We start from the raw sequence: 18,809 nt of genomic DNA on the forward strand, positions 1-18,809 counted from the left end.
ACGAGGATGACGAAGCGTGCGTGAAGTGCTCACACCCCGTAGCGCTCGCCCTCCGGCTTGGCGTCGGCATAGGGCTCCGTCGTGTAGCGCATGTTGCGACCGTGGCCTTCCTGGCGGCGCAGGCGGAAGCCGGGCTCGTCCTTCGGCCGGTTGACCAGGAACGACAGCTTCACCGATTCCCACCCATGGCTGGAATCGAAGGCCGACATGCGGATGTAGCGGTCGCCGAAGGCCTTCCGGCAGCTTTGAAGCTCCATCATGACGCCGGCGGCGTCCTCGATGTCGAACATCGGGTGGCCCCACATGTCCCAATAGGTATTTCGGGGATGCGGGTCGTCGGTGTATTCGAGATTCACCGCCCAGCCATTGTCGAGGCAGTATTGCACCTGCTTGGTGATCTGTTCGTCGGTCAGATCGGGCAGGAAGGAAAACGTGCCCTGGGTAACGCGCATGGTTCTCTTCTCCTTGAAAACAAAGTCATAATTCGATCAGGCGGCGGTCGCGGTCACCGCGTAGTCGGGAGAATCCGTCGAGGTGTAGTTGAAGGTCACGTCCTTCCAGGTCTCGAGCGCCTGCTTCAGCGGCGTGCAGCTCTTGGCCGCCTCGTTCAGGATGTCCGGCCCTTCATTCACGATGTCGCGGCCCTCGTTCCGAGCCAGGATCATACATTCGAGTGCCACGCGGTTCGCCGTCGCGCCAGCCGCGATCCCCATCGGATGGCCGATCGTGCCGCCGCCGAACTGCAGGACGACATCCTCGCCGAGGAGATCGATGAGCTGGTGCATCTGGCCGGCATGAATGCCGCCGGAGGCGACGGGCATCATCTTGTTGAGCGAGGCCCAGGGCTGGTCGAAGAAGATGCCGTTTTCCAGCCGCTGCTCGGTGAATTCGTTGCGGCAGATGTCGTAGTAGCCCCGCGTCGTCGCCGGATCGCCCTCCAGCTTGCCCACCACGGTGCCGGCATGGATATGGTCGACACCGGCCAGCCGGGCCCATTTGGCGATGACGCGGAAGGAAACGCCGTGTGTCTTCTGCCGGGTATAGGTGGAGTGCCCTGCCCTGTGGAGATGCAGGATCATGTTGTTCCGGCGGGCCCATTTCGCCATGGACTGCATTGCCGTCCAGCCGATGACGAGGTCGATCATGATGATGTTCGACCCGAGCTCGGCAGCGAACTCGGCGCGCTCGTACATGTCTTCCATGGTCGCGGCGGTGACGTTGAGATAGGTGCCCTTGATCTCGCCGGTCGCGGCCTGGGCCTTGTTCACCGCTTCCATGCAGTAGAGGAAGCGCTCGCGCCAATCCATGAAGGGCTGGGAGTTGATGTTCTCGTCGTCCTTGGTGAAGTCGAGCCCGCCCTTCAGAGCCTCGTAGACGACGCGGCCGTAGTTGCGGCCTGACAGGCCGAGCTTCGGCTTCACCGTCGCGCCAAGGAGCGGGCGGCCGAACTTGTCGAGGCGTTCGCGCTCGACGACGATGCCGGTGGCCGGGCCCTGGAAGGTCTTCACATAGGCCGTCGGCAGACGCATGTCCTCGAGGCGAAGGCCCTTCAGCGGCTTGAAGCCGAAGACGTTGCCGATGATCGAGGCCGTGAGATTGGCGATCGAACCCGGCTCGAAGAGGTCGAGATCATACGCGATATAGGCGAAATACTGGTCGCTCGTGTTCGGCACCGGGTCCACCCGGTACGCCTTGGCGCGATACTTCTCCGCCGCCGTCAGCCGATCGGTCCACACGACCGTCCAGGTGGCCGTGGAGCTTTCGCCGGCGACGGCCGCCGCCGCTTCGACCGGATCGACACCATCCTGCGGCGTGATCCGGAAACAGGCGATGACGTCCGTGTCCTTGGGCTCGTAATCGGGCTCCCAATAGCCCATCTTCTTGTATTCCATCACGCCGGACTTGTAGCGATCCTTGCCGGTGACGGTCGTCGTCGTGGTGTCCATTCTGCCTTCTCCTCTTCGCGAAACTGGGCGCTGTCCCGTTTTCCGTTCCAGACGCAAGACACAGTTCTCCCGTTCGCCGCGAGGCTCTCTCCCGCGGCGTCCCTGCCAATTTCGATTCTCTCAATCGTTCCCGCCCCTCGCGTCAGCCGGGACGGACTTCCTCACCCCTCAGGCGGCGACGGCCGCATCGGGCTCGATGCGGGGTTCGAGTTCGCCCGAGGCATAGCGGGCGGCCATCCTGTCGAGTGGCATCGGCCTGATCTTCGCGGCCTGGCCGGCGCAGCCGAACTGCTCGTAGCGTTCGAGGCAGAGCTTCTTCAAAGCGTCCATGGCCGGGGCAAGGAACTTGCGGGGATCGAACTCCTCCGGCTTTTCCATCGCCACCTTCCGGAACTGACCGGTCATCGCCATGCGGCAGTCAGTGTCGATATTGACCTTGCGCACGCCATGCCTGATGCCGCGCACGATCTCCTCGACCGGTACGCCATAGGTCTGGCGCATCTTGCCGCCATAGCGATTGATGATCTCCTGAAGCTCTTCGGGCACCGACGAAGAGCCGTGCATCACGAGATGGGTGTTCGGCAGCTTGGCGTGAATTTCCTCGATCACATGCATGGCGAGGATGTCACCGTCGGGCTTGCGGGTGAATTTGTAGGCGCCATGGGACGTGCCCATGGCGATCGCCAGCGCATCGACCTTCGTGCGGCGAACGAAATCGACGGCCTGGTCGGGATCGGTCAGGAGCTTGTCGTGGTCGAGCTTGCCCTCGAAGCCGACACCGTCCTCCTTCTCACCCTCGCCCGTCTCCAGCGACCCCAAGACGCCGAGTTCGCCTTCCACCGAGGCGCCGACCCAATGGGCCATGCGGGTGACCCGCTCGGTGATCGCGACATTGTATTCGTAGGAGGCCGGCGTCTTCATGTCGGCTTCGAGCGAGCCGTCCATCATCACCGAGGTGAAGCCGTGGCGGATCGCGGTCAGGCAGGTCTGCTCGTTGTTGCCGTGATCCTGATGAATGCAGACGGGGATCTGGGGAAACATCTCCACCAGCGCGTCCATCATCTTTTCCAGCATCACGTCCTTGGCGTAGGAGCGCGCGCCGCGGGAGGCCTGCATGATCACCGGGGCAGAGCTCTCGGCCGCCGCCTCCATGATCGCGAGGCCCTGCTCCATATTGTTGATGTTGAACGCCGGCACGCCGTAGCCCTGTTCGGCAGCGTGATCGAGCAATTGTCTCAGCGTGATCTTGGCCATGGCGACGCGACCTCCTTTTTCGCGCACACTTCTCCCGTGCGCGGGAAAGAGCTTCCCCGCGCCTGTCATTTCCTCATCTGTCTTTCGAGGCCGCTTCCGTTCCGTCGGGCCGGCCTCTTCAGCCGGCCCTTCCGATCCGGCCTTTGATCAGCGCTTCAGCATTGCGTCCGCAGCGTCGACGACCGCCTCGGCCGTGATGCCGAAATGCTTGTAGACCTCCGGTCCCGGTGCCGAGGCGCCGAAACTGTTCATGCCGATGAAATGTCCGTCCTCGCCGAGCCAGCGGTCCCAGCCGAGACGTGCCGCCGCCTCGATGGCGATACGCGGCGCGGTGCCGAGCACGTGCTTGCGATAGCTGGCGTCCTGCTCCTCGAAGAGTTCCCAGCAGGGCATCGAGACCACAGCGACCTTCAGACCTTTCTCTTCAAGCTTCTTGGCGGCTTCGAGGGCGATGGAAACCTCGGTTCCCGTCGACAGAATGGTGAAGTCCCGCGTGCCGTCCGCATCCTTGAGAACGTAGGCGCCCTTGCGGGTCATGTTCTCGGAGACCGAGCCGGAACGAACCGTCGGCACACCCTGGCGTGACAGGGCCATCACCGAAGGTCGCTTGTTCTCGCCAAGCGCGATTTCCCAGGCTTCGTTGGTTTCCACGGCATCGGCTGGCCGAAACAGGAGCGTGTTCGGCGTCGCGCGGTGGATCGCCAGATGCTCGACCGGCTGATGGGTCGGGCCGTCCTCGCCGAGACCGATGGAATCATGGGTCATGACATAGACCACCCGGATCCCCATCAGCGCCGACAGGCGGATCGCACCACGCGCATAGTCGGTGAAGCACATGAAGGTACCGCCATAGGGCACAAAACCCCCATGGAGCGCGATGCCGTTCATCACCGCCGCCATGCCGTGCTCGCGCACGCCGTAACGGACATAGCGTCCAGCATAGTCGCCCGGCTTGATGTCCTCGAGACCCTTGGTCTTGGTATTGTTCGACGGGGTGAGATCGGCCGAACCACCGATGGTCAGATCCGTCGCCGCATTGATTACTTCCAGAGCCATTTCGGACGCCTTGCGGGTGGCGACACTCGGCTTGTCGGTCACGATGTCGGCTCTCGCCTTGGCCATCAGCTCGGCGAGGTTCTCCGGCAGGGTCGTGGCATATTGCGCTTCGAATGCTGAGCGGTTCGGTGCAGCGTCGCGCTTCTTTTCCCACGCTTCGCGGGCTTCCCGGCCCTTCTTGGCCGCCTCGTGCCAGGCCTTGGTAATCGGCTCCGGGACGACGAAGGCTTCCGACGTCCAGCCGATGTTCTTGCGGGTCGCGGCGACTTCGTCCTTGCCGAGCGCGTTGCCGTGCACCTTGTCGGTGCCCTGCAGGTTCGGCGCGCCATAGCCGATGATCGTCCGGCAGGCGATGAAAGCCGGCTTGTCGCTGCGACGCGCCTCCGCGATGACCTTTTCGATCGCTTCCGGATCATGTCCGTCGACGGACCATGTGTTCCAGCCATGGGCGGCGAATCGCTCGCGCTGGTCGATCGAGGTGGAAAGACTGGTGTCGCCATCGATCGAGATGTGATTGTCGTCGAAGAAATAGATCAGCTTGTTGAGCTTGAGGTGCCCCGCAAGGTCGATCGCCTCGTGCGAGATGCCCTCCATCAGGCAGCCATCGCCGCAGAAGACGTAAGTGTAGTGGTCGACGAGGTCGTCGCCGAAGCGGCTGGCGAGCATGCGTTCGGCAAGCGCCATGCCGACCGACATGGTGATGCCCTGGCCGAGCGGACCCGTCGTCGATTCGATACCGGCCGCGTGACCATATTCGGGATGGCCGGCCGTCCGGCTACCGAGCTGGCGGAAGTTTTCGATCTCCTCGATCGACATCTCCGGAAAGCCGAGGAGATGCATGACCGAATAAAGCAGCATCGAGCCGTGGCCGTTCGACAGGATGAAGCGGTCTCTGTTCGGCCATTCGGGCTGGGAGGAGTCGACCCGCAGGAATTTCGAGAACAGGACCGCGGCCACGTCCGCCATGCCCATCGGCATGCCGGGGTGGCCGGAATTGGCCTTTTGCACGGCGTCCATCGAAAGGGCGCGGATAGCGTTTGCCATGTCGCGGGTCGTGACGCCTGCCAGCTCTTCGGGCGATTGGTCGGCAGTTTGGGACATCGTGTCTTCCTTGGAATCTGTCATTGAGCTCAGGACGCGCGGCGTTTCCGTTCCATCAGCTGGAGAATCAGCGGCGTCAGAATGAGCTGCATTGCGATATCGAGTTTGTTGCCCGGTGCAACGATCGAATTGGCCCGCGACATGAAACTGCCGTGGATCATCGACAGCAGATAGGGGAAATCGATCCCACGGGGATTGGCAAAGCGGATCACGATCATCGATTCGTCCGCCGTCGGGATCCAGCGGGCGATGAAGGGGTCGGACGTATCGACCACCGGGACGCGCTGGAAGTTGATGTCGGTACGGGCAAACTGCGGACAGATGTATTTCACATAGTCCGGCATGCGCCTGAGGATCGTGTCCATCACGGCCTCGGTCGAATAGCCCCTCGTCTTCTTGTCCCGATGGATCTTCTGGATCCATTCGAGGTTGATCACCGGCACGACGCCGATCTTGAGATCAGCCAGCGGCGCAAGGTCGACCGTATCGGTCTTCACGCAGCCATGCAGGCCTTCGTAGAACAGAAGATCGCTGTCGTCCTGCAGCGGAGCCCATTCGGAGAAGGTGCCCGGGTCGGCGCCATAGAGGCGCGCCTCCTCCTCGTCGTGAATGTAGTGCCGCGTTTCGCCGCGACCCTTGCGGCCATAGTCCTGAAAGACCTCCTGAAGCTTCTCCAGAACATTGGCTTCCGGGCTGAAATGGGAGAAGTCGCGATTCCCCTTCGCTTCCTCTTCCGCCATCTTCTCCCGCATCGCCTGCCGGTCGTAGCGGTGGAAGGCGTCGCCCTCGATGAAGGCGGCATTCACATGCTCGCGGCGGAAGATCTGGTCGAATATGTTCTTGACCGAAGTGGTCCCGGCTCCGGACGAGCCGGTGATCGCAACGATCGGATGTTTGGCAGACATTGTCCTGATTCCTCCCCGACCTGGTCGCACGCTCTCCCCGAGCGACCAGGTCGACCCTATCAAACGCGAAAGAGGCTGCGTTTGCCGAACAGCGGCGATTTCTCCGCGAGCGCGGACGGATCGGCAACGTAGCGCCCGACCCGCTCGACCTCCCGGGTCGATCCGAAGACCAGCGGCGTGCGTTCGTGCAGGCCCTCCGGTACTTTTTCCAGGATCGGCGTGGTGCCGTCCGTCGCCTTGCCGCCGGCATGTTCGACGCAGAAGGCGATCGGATTGGCCTCGTAGACGAGCCTCAGACGTCCCTTGGCGTAGCCCTTCCGGTCGTCGCCGGGATAAAGAAAGACCCCCCCTCTGAGCAGAATGCGGTAACAGTCGGCCACGAGGGAGGCGATCCAGCGCATGTTGAAGTCGCGCTCGCGCGGTCCTTCGCTGCCGGCGAGGCAGTCATCGATGTAGGCTCGGATCTGCGGGGGCCAGTGCCGGTAGTTCGACGCATTGATTGCAAACTCCTTTGCCTTGTCGGCGATTGAAAGCGATGGACCCATCTCGACGAACCCGCCGAAGTTCGGCGAGAAGATGAAGGTCTGCGTGCCGTTCCCCACCGAAAGAACCAGCAGGAGCTGCGGCCCGTAGATGAAGAAGCCGGCCGCGAGTTGTCGGGATCCGGGCTGGCAGAAGACCGTGCCTGGATCGGCGCGATGCTCGTCTGAGACCGGCAGAAGCGAAAAGATCGTGCCGATCGAGACATTGGTCTCGATGTTGGATGAACCGTCGAGCGGATCGATCGCGATCGCCAGCGGTGCATCGGATTTGAGCGTGACCGGTTCGTCCTGTTCCTCCGAACCGAAATAGGCGATCGGCGAGGCCTTGGCCGCTTCGAGAAACACCGTGTCAGCCAGAACGTCGAGTTCCTTCTGCGTATCGCCCCCGGCGTTCTCGGCGCCGCGAGACTGTCCCAGGGATTCTCCGCCGGCGATGATCCGGTTGCGCACCTTCACGGCGGCGGCACACAGATTGCGCACCGTCTCGCCGACCTGCCGGCGCAGCGGATCCGCTCCACATTCGGATCCCAGATAAGCGTCGAGTGACGAAGTCATCCCATTCCTCTCCTACGAAGCGTCGGGGTTCTGCGCCCCGCTCGCCCGGATTGGGAAGAGCATGAGCGCGCCCGCTGGATAAGTAAAATTTATTATCTTTACGAGTGTCATAAAACAAAATAACTACGGAGACATGCGAACCCTCACCTTGCGCCAGTTGCGGTCCATCCAGGCGATCAGCCGACTTGGAACTATCGCGGCGGCCGCTCGCGAGGTCGGACTGACCGCGCCCGCCGTGACCTTACAGGTAAAACAGCTGGAGGACGATGTCGGCCTGGCCCTGTTCGACCGAACCAGCGAGGGCATGCGGCTGACCGTTGCCGGAACCGCCGTTCTCGACGCCGCGAATGCGGTGGAGACAACGCTCAAGGCCCTGTCGGACGAGATCGATGCGATCAAGGGCGTGAGAAGTGGGACGATCAAGCTCGGAGTCGTTTCGACGGCGAAATATTTCGCCCCTCGTCTGATCGCGGCCTTTCTCGACGAATACCCGGACATCGAGATCAAGCTTCGTGTGGGCAATCGCCAGGACATCATCAGCGAATTGCGGGACTACAAGCTTGATATCGCCCTGATGGGCCGACCGCCGACGGGCTTCCCGATCGATGCGACCTTCTTCGGCGACCATCCGCTGGTGATGATCGCCGATCCCAACCATCCTCTGGCCAGAATGCGCGACATTCCGCGGCACAGGCTTCTGGAAGAGACGATCATCATCCGCGAACAAGGGTCCGGCACCCGGCTGGCGCTCGAAAGCTTCATGGCCGAACACCTCGTCGAACTGGAGTCCCAGGCGGTCGAAATGGGGTCGAACGAGACGATCAAGCAGGCCGTCATGGCGGGCCTCGGCATCGCCTTCATTTCGGCTCACACGATCGCCTTCGAAGTCGAGACGGGGCGGCTCGCAATCCTCGACGTCACCGACATGCCGATTCGCAGGAAATGGTACGCGGTCTGCCGCAAAGAGCGCATGCCGGCGCCGGCCGAAAGGGCCTTCAAATCGTTTCTCGTCGAGAAGGGTGCGAGCCACCTGCCCTTCTTCGAGCGCCTCTATCCGGCCGCGGCGGTCGGGCTGGAGCCCTCCATGAGGCCGAGCGCCCGTCCTTGATGGACATCGCGGCGACTTCAGGCGCCCGGTGAAGCAAGAAGAGGCGCTCGCTTCAACGCCTTGAGGTCGGCAGAGCCCGTGCAGAAGCAGACGATCCGCAGCTCCTCGATGACGCTCCGAAAATGCTCCGCCACGGCTTCGGCCGACGAATCGGCCGCCTGCAGGGAAGCAGCGGCCTGCCCCGCCAGATCGGCACCGAGACGGAGCGCGCGCGCGACATCGAGCCCGTTTCTCACTCCTCCCGAGCCGATCACCAGCGCGTCGGGACAGGCCGCGCGGACGTCGGCGATCGCCCGCGCTGTCGGGATGCCCCATTGCGAAAACACCAGAGCGCTCTGGCGCGCACGGCTGTCGGATGCGCGCTCGGCCTCGACGGCGGCCCAGCTCGTGCCGCCTGCCCCCGCCACGTCGATCGCAGCCACGCCGACCTCCACGAGCCGGCGGGCCAGCGCTCCGGAAATTCCGGCTCCGACTTCCTTGACGACAATCGGCACGCGCAAGGTCGTCGCCAGTTCCGCGATGCGGCCCAGGATCCCGCGCCAATCCGTGTCGCCGCCCTGCTGGACGGCTTCCTGAAGCGGGTTCAGATGGATGATCAGCGCATCGGCCTCGATCATGTCGACCGCACGCTCGACCTCTCTCACGCCGTACCCCAGGCCGAGCTGCGCAGCGCCCACATTCGCCAGGATCGGGACCGACGGCGCCAGCCGTCTCAGGCCGTGGTCCAGACCCCCCCTAGCCCTGCCTTCGATGGCGATCCGCTGCGACCCCACGGCGAAGGCGATGCCAAGGGCTTCGGCAGCTTCGGCAAGACGCGTGTTGATCCGAGCCGCGCGCTCCGGCCCGCCCGTCATCGACGAAATCAGGAGCGGCGCCTGCAAGCGCCTGCCCAAGAATTCGCAGGACAGGTCGATTTCGCCGAGAGCGATCTCCGGCAGGGCGCAGTGTTCGAACACGACGGCGGAAAGCCCCGTGCGGTCCGCGGAATCGGATTCCTGCCTGTGGGCATCGGCGCGCAGCACGATGTCGATATGGTCGCTCTTGCGATCGGCAATGTCGCCCGGCTTCGATGAGACGCGGCCTTCTGTCACGGCGGTGTTGGTCCTATCGTCGCAGAAAGCTCTACAATGAACTCTCCGGGTCGTTTCACTCCAGCGGGTTCGTGTTAGCATTGTCTTCGCCGATTCCGAAACGGCCCTTCGCCGCATGCGGGACGCCGGCGGCAACCGTCGAGGAACCCGATCGGATCGTCGGAGGAAAATTGACTTGAGGCACCGGGTTTAGCGTGATCGAGTACAGACGGATGGAGACAGATCGCAACCACTCTCGTCGCGACCTCAGCGTCTCGAAAGGATGGGGATTGTGTTCTTTGGCCAGGGTGGCGCCGCGATGACGCCGGATATGATCCGCAGCCTCTCCGCGCAAAGAGCGAAGATCGATCGTCGGCTGGACGCACTCGTTCCGCGTGCCTTCGCCGGTCAGACGGCTCTCGATGAGGCGATCGCCGCCAGTATCCTGGCTCCGGGCAAGCGGCTTCGACCGATGATGACGATGATGGTGACCGCCGATCTCGGCGGCGATCCCAAGGTGGCGCTGGACGCTGGCTGCGCGATCGAGATGGTCCATGCCTCGTCCCTCACGCTGGATGACCTGCCCTGCATGGACGACTCGGCATTGCGCCGCGGGCGACCGGCGATCCATGTGTCCTTCGGCGAAGACGTCGCGGTTCTCGCAGCGATCGCCTCGCTGTCGGCAGCCTTCGAGACGCTGGCGCGACTGCCCGGCGCGAACGACGGTGCCCGCGCCGAGTGCGTGGCGATCCTCACCCAGGCCGTTGGCGTCCGGGGACTTGTCGCCGGTCAGTTTGCCGATCTCCGCGAGGGTCAACACAAGCGCGGCCTCAACGAAATCGCCGAGACCAACGGCCTGAAGACCGGTTCGCTGTTTTCCGCCGCCGTCGAGATCGGCGCCGTCGTCGCCGGTGCGAGCGATGCGGTCCGGGCCGAACTCAGGGCCTTCGCCGCAGAGTTGGGCCATGCCTTTCAGCTTCTCGACGACCTCCTCGACGGCGACGACAATGCCGGCCTGACCGGCAAGGACGTCAACAAGGATGTCGGCAAGTCGACGATCGTTTCGATGATCGGGCAGGACTCCGTCGTCGAAGAGATCGCGCGGCATGTGGCCGAGGCACACCAGCGACTCAACGTCTCTGTCGGACGCGAGAGCTTGATGCATGCCTGCGTCGACTTCATCTTCGGTGAAGCGCTCTCCTGGCAGAAGGCGTCGGACGTCCTGAGCCAGTCCGGCGCTCACGCCAAATAAGGCCCGTCACGACGAGCCGGGAGGTGTCCCGGCAGGAGAATGACATGACGCTGATGACATATCTCGGTCTGGCGGCGATTGCCCTCGTCGTCTTCCTGATCATGGAGGGCGTCGCCTGGGCCGCGCACAAATACATCATGCATGGCTTCGGCTGGGGCTGGCACAAGTCCCACCACGAGGAACGCGAGGGCATCTTCGAAAAGAACGATCTCTACGCCGTGGTGTTTTCGGTGATCGCCATCACCCTCTTCATCGTCGCCTCGCAGGGCTATCCGGTGGTCGGTGCGATCGCCGTTGGCATCACGCTTTACGGCGTCTTCTACTTCGTCGTCCATGACGGGCTCGTGCATCAGCGCTGGCCGTTCCGCCATATTCCCCATCGCGGCTATGCCAAGCGGCTCGTGCAGGCGCACCGGCTTCACCATGCCGTCGAAGGCAAGGATGGCTGCGTGTCGTTCGGATTCCTGTACGCGCCGCCGGTCGAAGACCTGTCGAAGCAGCTTCGCAGCCAAGGGACCGTCGCGGCCGAACGGCGCCGAGCGGGCACGGACACTGCCCAAAGCGCAACTCACTGAGCGCGTGAGCCGCGGCTCGTGGGTCGTCAGGCAGCGTGCAAGGGGCGAGGCCGTGTCCAAAGCTCCTGCGGACGCGGCTCGCGCGGTCTCATCCGGCTCACGGCAACCTTGGCGAAACCGAGCCCGACATGACGCAGCTTGGCGAGGCGCCCGGTGGAAACCCGACCATCGAAAGCCGCGGCCCCGTAGCGTCTGATATCGGTACCGATTTCCCGATAGACACCGTGGGCGGTCGCGACCGCCCAGCCCGAACGCCAAGATAGCGCCGGCAGGCCTTGAAGCGCCGAGGCGTAATAGGGCTCCGCAAGGTCGGCCAAACGGGCCGCGAGTCCAGCGACAGCACCGCGATGTCTCGGGTCGAGCAGGTCGGCATCTGACAGACCCGCCTCCTGCAGCCAATCCCGCGGCACGTAGATCCGGCCGACACGCGCATCGTCGACGATGTCACGGGCAATGTTGGTCAGTTGGAAGGCGATCCCCAGATCGCAGGCCCGGTCGAGGGCATCCTCGCCTCTCGCTTCCATGACGAGAGCCATCATCACGCCGACGACCCCCGCGACACGGTAGCAATAATCGAGCGTATCGCCGATCGTTGCGTAGCGACGTCCCTCGACGTCCATGCGATAGCCTTCGAGATGCTCGATGAAGAGCTGCCGGTCGATGCCATGGCGCGCGGCGACGTCGGCCACGGAACGAAAGGCCGGTCCGAGCGTCAGATCGCCTTCAAGGGCCGCCAGCGTCTGCGCTTCGAGCGCGGCGAGCTGTTCGGCCGGTGTCGCATCCTCGACCGCGGAGCGACGGGAGAAGCCCAGCACCTGCCCGTCGATCGCGTCGTCGCAATGCCGGCACCAGGCGTAGAGCATCATCGCGCTTTGACGCACGTCGCGGTCGAAAAGACGCGCAGCGGCCGCGAAGCTCTTCGAGCCCTTGGCGATCGTATCGCGGGCATGAGCGGCGAGATCGGCCCGGTCGGCGGGAGCGAGAGGCAGACGGAGCGGGTCGGTGGCGAGAGACATGGGCGCTCAGTTCGCCTTCACGTCCGCGATCATCAGCCCCGCCGTCGCCTTGGCAGACCCGACGACGCCCGGAACGCCGGCCCCCGGATGCGTGCCCGCCCCCACAAGATATAGGTTCGGAACCTTCGCATCGCGATTGTGCGGGCGGAACCAGGCGCTCTGGGTCAGCACCGGATCAAGCGAAAAGGCTGAACCGAGATGGGCGTTGAGTTCGCTCTTGAAATCGGCCGGCGTGAAGATCCGGCAGGTTGCGAGGTCCGCCTTGAGGCCAGGAATGTAACGCGCCTCCAGATAGTCGAGGATCCTGTCGCGATAGAGCGGTCCCTCGCGCTCCCAGTCGATATCGGCATTGCCGAGATGCGGCACCGGCGACAGCACGTAGAACGCCCCGGCCCCGGGCGGGGCGAGCGACGGGTCGGTGACGCAGGGATTGTGGAGGTAGAGCGAGAAATCGCCGGGCAGCGACCGTCCCTTGAAGATCTCGCTGACAAGCTCGCGGTAGCGGGCCCCGAAGCAGACCGTGTGATGCTGGATGTCCGGCCGGTGCGTCTTCAGGCCGAAATAGATGACGAAGAGCGACATCGACCAGCGCTTGGCCTTGAGCCGCTTCGCCTCTTCGGCGCCGCGATCCGAACCGCCGAGCAGGTTGCCATAGGTGTGGACCACGTCGGCGTTGGACGCAACGACGTCCGCCGGGAAGGCTCGGCCATCCTTCAGACGAACGCCCGTCGCCCGCTGCCCGTCCATGGTGATCTCTGCGACCTCGGCGGAGACTTCGACGCGACCCCCGATATCGGTGAAGAGCCTGACGAGGCCGCTCACCAGCGCGCCCGTGCCGCCGCGGGGAAACCAGACGCCCCATTGCCGCTCCAGCGCATGGATCAGCGCATAGATCGATGAGGTAGCGAAGGGATTGCCGCCCACCAGCAGGGAGTGAAAGGAAAAGGCCTGCCGCAGATGGTCGTCCTCGATGAACTGGGCGACCTTGGAATAGACGCTGCGCCAGGCTTCAAGCCGGGCGAGCTGCGGCCCCGCGCGTACCATGTCGCGAAAGCTGAGGAACGGCACCGTGCCGAGCTTCTCGTATCCTTCCCGGAAAACGTCCTTCGAATAGGCGAGGAAGCGACGATAGCCTTCGACATCCTTCGGATTGAAACGTTCGATCTGCCGATCGAGTTCGGCCTGGTCGTTGACATAGTCGAAAGCGCGGCCGTCCTCCCAGCACAGGCGATAGAAGGGCGAAACCGGCAGAAGCTCGACATAGTCGCTCATGCTCCGACCTGCCGCCTCGAATAGCTCTTCCAGAGCGCTCGGATCGGTGATCACCGTCGGTCCGGCATCGAAGGTATAGCCCGCATCTTCATAGACGTAAGCCCGTCCGCCCGGCCGGTCGCGTTTCTCCAGAAGCGTGGTGGCAATGCCTGCCGCCTGCAGCCGGATCGCCAATGCGATCCCGCCAAACCCGGCGCCAATGACAACGGCTCGCTTTCTGGCCGGCGCCCCCTCTGAGGGTCGCGTCCCGTCCCGATCGAGGGTCGCGCTCATGCCAGTTCTCCCGTCAGGCGATGTCTCGCCAGAACCCTGATCGCGTTGCCGAAGGGGACCGGCGGTTTGCCGGTGAGAATGCGCAGCTTGTCGCGGGTCTTGAGTCGAGCCGCATAGAAGCGCGCTACGAGGCGGGCGTCGAGCCGGTAGAAATGTTCCAGTATCCGATAACGCTCCGAGGCATTGCCTGCGAAGTAGAGAAGCCGATTGAGCATGCGGAAGAAGCCGCGTGCCTGCCAGGTCGAAACGGCGTGATGGCGGGTCGCCTGATAGAGCGACGGCGCGTCGAGGCTTGGCAATCCGGCGATGAGATCGGCCAGCTTGGCGGCATCGGGTAGCGAGTAGCCCGTGGTGGGATGAAACAGGGCCGCCGCGAGACCGCTTGCCGCGACGCCGGATTTTTCATCCCAGAACGCCTCGATATCCCCATCGATCGCGATCGGCAGAATCCCCTCCTCCTTGCGACAGACATGATCGATCTCCCAGCCATGCGCCGCGACATAATCGGCAATGGAGCGTTCCAGCCGGGCCTGATCGAGTTCGCTGCCATCGGCGTAATAGGTGTCCTCGATCAACAGCCGGGTGTCAGTCATCGGTAGAAGATAGACGAAGCGGTATCCGTCGGCCTGCGGCACGGTCGCGTCCATGATGACAGGGCGCGTCACCCCGTGCGGCGCGGTCATCTCGACCTCGAGGCCGAGGAATTTCTGGAAACCGATGCGCATGTGCCTGCTCGCCGCATGTCCGCGTCCGTCGATCACGGCACCAGCGGCGACCTCCTGGCCGTCGGCAAGCACCAGGGACTTTGGCGTCAGGGCCCGGACCGGGCACCCGCAGTGAACCCGCTCCCCGAGCCGGTTTTCGATCAGGCCACGAAACCGCTCTGAAGTGACGCTGCAATAACCGGTCCCAAGACTCTTGAACCGATTGGGAAATCTCACTTCGTTATCGGACCAGCGATAGGTCACGAACGGCTGGAACCAGTCATGCTCTTGCGGCGTGAGGTCGCCATCGTGAAAGGACCATGTGTGATTGCCGCCGAGCCTCGGCCCGGCCTCGAAGAGCTCGACACGCAACTCGGGCCGACGCTCGGCAAGGCGCCAGGCAATCAGGCCGTTGGCCAGCCCACCGCCCACGAGAGCGATATCGATCGGCTCGCTGCGACCTGACCCACTCATACGGGCTGCCCTTCCTTGATCCGACCCGCTGGACTGCGCGTCGCCTCCTCAATGATTTTGGCCGCCAATTTCACCCCGCCGGACGCCCTGATATCGCGCCCGATAACACTTGCACTTTCCTTGAAAGTAGCCTCCCCCAACAAACGCGCAAGACAGTCTGCGATCGAGCGGCTGGACAATTGGCCGCGGCCAAGGCGAAGGCCCACCCCGTGATGGGCGATTCGCGCCGCGATCCCCGGCTGATCGAAGGCCATGGGGATCGCCAGCATCGGCACATTCGCTTCAAGCGCATCGAGCACGGTGTTCATGCCGGCATGGGTGATGCAGACATCGGCCTCCTTCAGGATGAGCCGTTGCGGCAGGAAGTCGGTCACGATCCGCGCGTCGAGGGAGGCGGCCTGTTCGGCGGTCAAGCCGCCGCAATGGGCGATCACGCAATCGGCGCCGACGTCCCGACAGGCTCGGGCGATCTTCTTGAACAATCTAAATCGGTGCCCCTGCAACGTTCCGAAGGAGGCGAACACCAGCGGCCGACCGGGCTGGCGGGAGATCGGCGCGGAACCGGCCTCCTGCGCGACTGCAGGGCGAATGGGACCGACTCCGTGGCGGATGGGGGACGGCACACGCGGAAAGTCGAAGCTCTCCACGAGTTGGCTGATCTGGTAGCGGGAGGACAGGCAGGCCGACAGGGAGTCCCGCTCCGGCAGACCGAACCGCGCCGCCCAATGGGCGATCGTGCGCCGTTGCCGGGTGAGAAGCTTGCGCGCGACCATCTCGCCCCCACGATTGCGCTTCATGCCCGCTTCGGAGGGGTCGTAAGACCAGGGCAGGAAGGGCAGCGGCACAGTCGGATCATCGTGCACCGGCAGAGCCGAAGCGACCGAGATCAGCGGCAGGTCCATGAATTCGGCAAGGAGACCACTGGCAGGCTCCATCTGGTCGCCGACCACGGCCTCCACCCCGAGATCGTGAAGAAGCGTCGGACCTTCCCGGCAGAGATCATCGCTGAGTTTTGCCGTATCGGCGACGGTCCGCAGGATGGAAAGCGGCCCTCCACCGCCTGCAGCGCGCCCCACGATCCGGTCGAGTTCCGCGCGCGATCGACGACCGACCTCGTGAACAGGGAAACCGGGGCCGCCCGCCGCAAACATCGAAAAGGCGCCGGCATTGACGATGAAGTGTATCCCGTGACCACGCCGTTGCAGTTCCGTGCCCAATGCCTCGAACAGCCGGAGATGGCTGAAGAAGGGCGGACAGACGCATGCGAAACGGGTCATGGATGAAATGCTTTGAGAATTGTCCGCTTGAATCGCGGGCGCTGCGACGCATTCTTATGCCTCAAGAATGGCAGCAGGCCACGACTTTGACCATAGATGCTTTGCCGCGTCTGAACATGTTGCGTTGATGCTCTCCGATCCCCGCCCTCCTCGCCCCGACCATTTTTGCGAATTGCCAGGACGACAGTCGTGAGCGAGACGGGTTGCGCATTGCCGCAGACAAATGCGCGTCCGACGCGCCTCTCGCCGCTGTCCGCACTGGTCGCCAGTCTCGCTCTGGTGACGGGGATGATCATCTGGCTGCGATTGCTGGGCCGCCCCTGGACCTGCCCCTGCGGAGTCGTTGAATTCTGGCAGGGTGATTTGAACGCGTCCGAGAACAGCCAGCAATTCTCCGACTGGTATTCGGCGCTTCATGTCATTTTCGGCATGGCCATCTATGGCTTCGTCTCCTGGATGAAGCCCGGCTGGTCGCTCGCAGTTCTCATGGTGACGGCCGTCGCTTCAAGCGTCGCGTGGGAAGCGATGGAAAACATGCCGGCTCTGATTTCCCTCTTCAGCAATGAGATGGGCCAGAACTATTCCGGCGACTCCGTGTTGAACGCCGCCGGCGACACGATCTTCGTCGTGGCCGGTTTGACCCTCGCCCATTGGTTGCCGGCCTGGGCCGCCGTCGCGGTTGCGGTGGGGCTCGAGGCCACGGTCAGCCTCGCGATCGGCGATGGCTTCCTCATCGGCGTGCTCACGCTGCTCGGTTCCCTCTTCTGAGGGACAACCCTCGTCAGCTCGCGTTTCTCGACATCCGCGCTGCGCGCCTTGCGCGTGCCTCGTCGAGCGCATCGAGCTTCACTTCGGGCAGTTTCGTGCGCCAATCGGTGCCCGTGACGGTCACCACGCGATTGCCGCGAAAGTCCTGATCGGCCGTGATGAAACCCCGCTCGGCCATGAAGGAGAGAAGAAATCGGCCTCGTGAAGGCGAGTGGCTGCCATAGGCCCGGGCCAGCGCCTCGTCGGACGGGCACGCCGCCTCGTCCTTGGCGGCGCGGGCGAGCATCATGAAAACGCCCTGCATCTCCTCCGGAAGTTCACCGGCTCGCGCGATGACGTCCTGCCACTCGGGGTCGTCGGCCGCCTCGCCAATCCCGGCACGAGCCAGGGACAGCCGGCGGCGAAACGCCGTCATGTCGGTTGCGGCGCCCGAAATTCGCTTCAGCCGGCAGTGGGTCAGGAATTCCTGATAGAGCACCGGCACCGGACGGAACGCGGCCTCGGGGTCTTCGAGCATTTCCGCGAAGATCGCATCGACCGCAGCCGCCCGCTCCTCCCCGCTGCGCGGGTCGTCATCGACGACCGGCTCGCTGATCGAGGGGGCCTTTTCGACGCGTTCGAGCAGTGCCCGCGTCGGCACACCCGCGGCAGGCTCCGGCCGGGAGGGTGAAGCTGCCCCAAAGGATGGGCGGGTCTGACGGCGCTCAGCCTCCCGCTCCTCCTCGCTCGCGGTGAAGACGAGATCGGCGAGGTCTTCCGGCGGCATTTCAGGCAGCGGCGTGAGGGTGGGCCGTCCCGCCTTCGACACTGTCTCGGTCGGGCCGATCCGGATCGGCACGGGACGCCGGAAGAGCGCAGGTCCAAGAGCCACGAACTCGCCGGTGTTGAGGTCGCGAAAGCGCTCCGCCGCGCGGCGGTCGAGCCCGAGAAGATCGGCCGCGCGGGCCATGTCGATATCGAGGAAGGTGCGGCCCATCAGGAAGTTCGTCGCCTCGGCCGCCACGTTCTTGGCGAGCTTCGCCAGGCGCTGGGTTGCGATGACGCCAGCAAGCCCGCGTTTTCGCCCTCGGCACATGAGGTTAGTCATCGCGCCGAGCGATGCCTTGCGCGCCTCTTCGGAGTGCTCGCCGGACATGGCCGGGGCGAACAGATGCGCCTCGTCGACGGCGATCAACATCGGATACCAGAAGGCCCGGTCGGCATCGAACAGACCGTTGAGGAAGGCGGCCGCGCACATCATCTGCACCTCGGCGTCGAGCCCTTCGAGATCGAGCACGACGGAGGCGCGATGCTGGCGGATGCGCGATGCGATGCGGGCAAGTTCAGCCGGGGTACGGTTGGCGTCCACGACCACATGGCCGTAGCGCTCGGCCAGCGTCACGAAGTCGCCTTCCGGATCGATGATCGCCTGCTGCACATGGCCGGCGCTGCGCTCGAGAAGCCGGCGCAGGAGATGCGACTTGCCCGAGCCGGAATTGCCCTGGACAAGCAGGCGCGTGGAAAGAAGCTCCTCCAGATCGAGATGAGCGGGCTCACCGGTCTGGGTCGTGCCGAGGTCGACGGCAACGGTCATGGAAACAGGCCTCGTTGGTTCATGCAGCGCAGGGTCCGCCAGCCGCGCTCGACTTGAAGCCTTAGCATTTTCGATTGCGCCCTGGAGA

General features: G+C 64.0%; 16 protein-coding genes. 4 read left to right on the top strand and 12 right to left on the bottom strand.

The genetic code is table 11. From position 1 onward, the window contains the following. Positions 1-29: 29 nt before the first annotated feature. The 6 genes from MF134_RS02535 to MF134_RS02560 all read right to left on the bottom strand — a co-directional run bounded on the left by MF134_RS02535 (position 30) and on the right by MF134_RS02560 (position 7,359). Positions 30-452: a ribulose bisphosphate carboxylase small subunit gene (locus MF134_RS02535; protein ID WP_255337807.1), complete on the bottom strand. Its 423-nt coding sequence runs from the start codon at positions 450-452 to the stop codon at positions 30-32. Between the two features lie 36 nt (positions 453-488). Further along, complete coding sequence (locus tag MF134_RS02540) at positions 489-1,946, bottom strand: form I ribulose bisphosphate carboxylase large subunit (RefSeq protein WP_255337808.1); 1,458 nt, start codon at positions 1,944-1,946, stop codon at positions 489-491. A gap of 168 nt (positions 1,947-2,114) precedes the next feature. Next, entirely contained in the window at positions 2,115-3,200 is a 1,086-nt protein-coding gene (gene fba, locus MF134_RS02545; protein WP_255337809.1) for a class II fructose-bisphosphate aldolase, read from the bottom strand. Between the two features lie 147 nt (positions 3,201-3,347). Then, positions 3,348-5,357 carry a transketolase gene (tkt, locus tag MF134_RS02550; RefSeq protein WP_255337810.1) on the bottom strand — a complete coding sequence of 670 codons (2,010 nt, stop codon included), beginning with the start codon at positions 5,355-5,357 and terminating at the stop codon, positions 3,348-3,350. Positions 5,358-5,386: 29 nt separating this feature from the next. After that, positions 5,387-6,262 carry a phosphoribulokinase gene (locus MF134_RS02555; protein WP_255337811.1) on the bottom strand — a complete coding sequence of 292 codons (876 nt, stop codon included), beginning with the start codon at positions 6,260-6,262 and terminating at the stop codon, positions 5,387-5,389. A 59-nt stretch (positions 6,263-6,321) separates the two neighbouring features. Then, positions 6,322-7,359, bottom strand: a complete 1,038-nt coding sequence (locus tag MF134_RS02560; RefSeq protein ID WP_255337812.1) for a class 1 fructose-bisphosphatase — start codon at positions 7,357-7,359, stop codon at positions 6,322-6,324. 133 nt (positions 7,360-7,492) lie between these two features. On the opposite strand from MF134_RS02560, the gene MF134_RS02565 reads away from it, so the two are divergent. After that, the gene (locus MF134_RS02565) at positions 7,493-8,467 is read left to right on the top strand and encodes a LysR family transcriptional regulator (RefSeq protein WP_255337813.1); all 975 of its coding nucleotides are present in this window, start codon (positions 7,493-7,495) and stop codon (positions 8,465-8,467) included. A gap of 17 nt (positions 8,468-8,484) precedes the next feature. Here the strand turns inward: MF134_RS02565 and fni are convergent, their stop codons facing one another. Then, positions 8,485-9,558, bottom strand: coding sequence for a type 2 isopentenyl-diphosphate Delta-isomerase (gene fni, locus MF134_RS02570; protein ID WP_255337814.1), 1,074 nt, complete (start codon positions 9,556-9,558; stop codon positions 8,485-8,487). Between the two features lie 298 nt (positions 9,559-9,856). Between fni and MF134_RS02575 the strand changes: the two genes are divergently transcribed. Together MF134_RS02575 and MF134_RS02580 are read left to right on the top strand one after the other, a co-directional pair. Continuing rightward, entirely contained in the window at positions 9,857-10,789 is a 933-nt protein-coding gene (locus MF134_RS02575) for a polyprenyl synthetase family protein (RefSeq protein WP_255337815.1), read from the top strand. A gap of 44 nt (positions 10,790-10,833) precedes the next feature. Then, a complete protein-coding gene (locus MF134_RS02580; protein ID WP_255337816.1) occupies positions 10,834-11,364 on the top strand; it encodes a sterol desaturase family protein in 531 nt (176 codons plus the stop codon). Between the two features lie 26 nt (positions 11,365-11,390). On the opposite strand, the gene MF134_RS02585 is transcribed toward MF134_RS02580, so the two are convergent. From MF134_RS02585 to MF134_RS02600, 4 genes are read right to left on the bottom strand one after another with little or no spacing between them, the layout of a single operon-like run. Next, a complete protein-coding gene (locus MF134_RS02585) occupies positions 11,391-12,380 on the bottom strand; it encodes a phytoene/squalene synthase family protein (RefSeq protein ID WP_255337817.1) in 990 nt (329 codons plus the stop codon). Positions 12,381-12,386: 6 nt separating this feature from the next. After that, complete coding sequence (locus MF134_RS02590) at positions 12,387-13,925, bottom strand: phytoene desaturase (protein ID WP_255337818.1); 1,539 nt, start codon at positions 13,923-13,925, stop codon at positions 12,387-12,389. Then, entirely contained in the window at positions 13,922-15,103 is a 1,182-nt protein-coding gene (gene crtY, locus MF134_RS02595; protein ID WP_255337819.1) for a lycopene beta-cyclase CrtY, read from the bottom strand. The genes MF134_RS02590 and crtY overlap by 4 nt, the downstream gene beginning before the upstream one ends. Then, positions 15,100-16,380, bottom strand: a complete 1,281-nt coding sequence (locus MF134_RS02600; protein WP_255337820.1) for a glycosyltransferase — start codon at positions 16,378-16,380, stop codon at positions 15,100-15,102. The genes crtY and MF134_RS02600 overlap by 4 nt, the downstream gene beginning before the upstream one ends. Positions 16,381-16,569: 189 nt before the next feature. Here MF134_RS02600 and MF134_RS02605 point away from each other — a divergent pair, with 189 nt between their 5' ends. Continuing rightward, positions 16,570-17,148, top strand: coding sequence for a DUF2585 family protein (locus MF134_RS02605; RefSeq protein ID WP_255337821.1), 579 nt, complete (start codon positions 16,570-16,572; stop codon positions 17,146-17,148). Positions 17,149-17,161: 13 nt separating this feature from the next. On the opposite strand, the gene MF134_RS02610 is transcribed toward MF134_RS02605, so the two are convergent. Continuing rightward, positions 17,162-18,721, bottom strand: a complete 1,560-nt coding sequence (locus MF134_RS02610) for an ATP-binding protein (RefSeq protein ID WP_255337822.1) — start codon at positions 18,719-18,721, stop codon at positions 17,162-17,164. Between the last annotated feature and the right edge of the window lie 88 nt (positions 18,722-18,809).

This window comes from Jiella marina (assembly GCF_024359545.1).
Classification (GTDB): Bacteria; Pseudomonadota; Alphaproteobacteria; order Rhizobiales; family Rhizobiaceae; genus Jiella.

Coding starts and splice junctions, on each gene's coding strand:
- MF134_RS02535 (WP_255337807.1), bottom strand. CDS start 452: ATGCGCGTTACCCAGGGCACGTTTTCCTTCCTGCCCGATCTGACCGAC.
- MF134_RS02540 (WP_255337808.1), bottom strand. CDS start 1,946: ATGGACACCACGACGACGACCGTCACCGGCAAGGATCGCTACAAGTCC.
- fba (WP_255337809.1), bottom strand. CDS start 3,200: ATGGCCAAGATCACGCTGAGACAATTGCTCGATCACGCTGCCGAACAG.
- tkt (WP_255337810.1), bottom strand. CDS start 5,357: ATGTCCCAAACTGCCGACCAATCGCCCGAAGAGCTGGCAGGCGTCACG.
- MF134_RS02555 (WP_255337811.1), bottom strand. CDS start 6,262: ATGTCTGCCAAACATCCGATCGTTGCGATCACCGGCTCGTCCGGAGCC.
- MF134_RS02560 (WP_255337812.1), bottom strand. CDS start 7,359: ATGACTTCGTCACTCGACGCTTATCTGGGATCCGAATGTGGAGCGGAT.
- MF134_RS02565 (WP_255337813.1), top strand. CDS start 7,493: ATGCGAACCCTCACCTTGCGCCAGTTGCGGTCCATCCAGGCGATCAGC.
- MF134_RS02575 (WP_255337815.1), top strand. CDS start 9,857: ATGACGCCGGATATGATCCGCAGCCTCTCCGCGCAAAGAGCGAAGATC.
- MF134_RS02580 (WP_255337816.1), top strand. CDS start 10,834: ATGACGCTGATGACATATCTCGGTCTGGCGGCGATTGCCCTCGTCGTC.
- MF134_RS02585 (WP_255337817.1), bottom strand. CDS start 12,380: ATGTCTCTCGCCACCGACCCGCTCCGTCTGCCTCTCGCTCCCGCCGAC.
- MF134_RS02590 (WP_255337818.1), bottom strand. CDS start 13,925: ATGAGCGCGACCCTCGATCGGGACGGGACGCGACCCTCAGAGGGGGCG.
- crtY (WP_255337819.1), bottom strand. CDS start 15,103: ATGAGTGGGTCAGGTCGCAGCGAGCCGATCGATATCGCTCTCGTGGGC.
- MF134_RS02600 (WP_255337820.1), bottom strand. CDS start 16,380: ATGACCCGTTTCGCATGCGTCTGTCCGCCCTTCTTCAGCCATCTCCGG.
- MF134_RS02610 (WP_255337822.1), bottom strand. CDS start 18,721: ATGACCGTTGCCGTCGACCTCGGCACGACCCAGACCGGTGAGCCCGCT.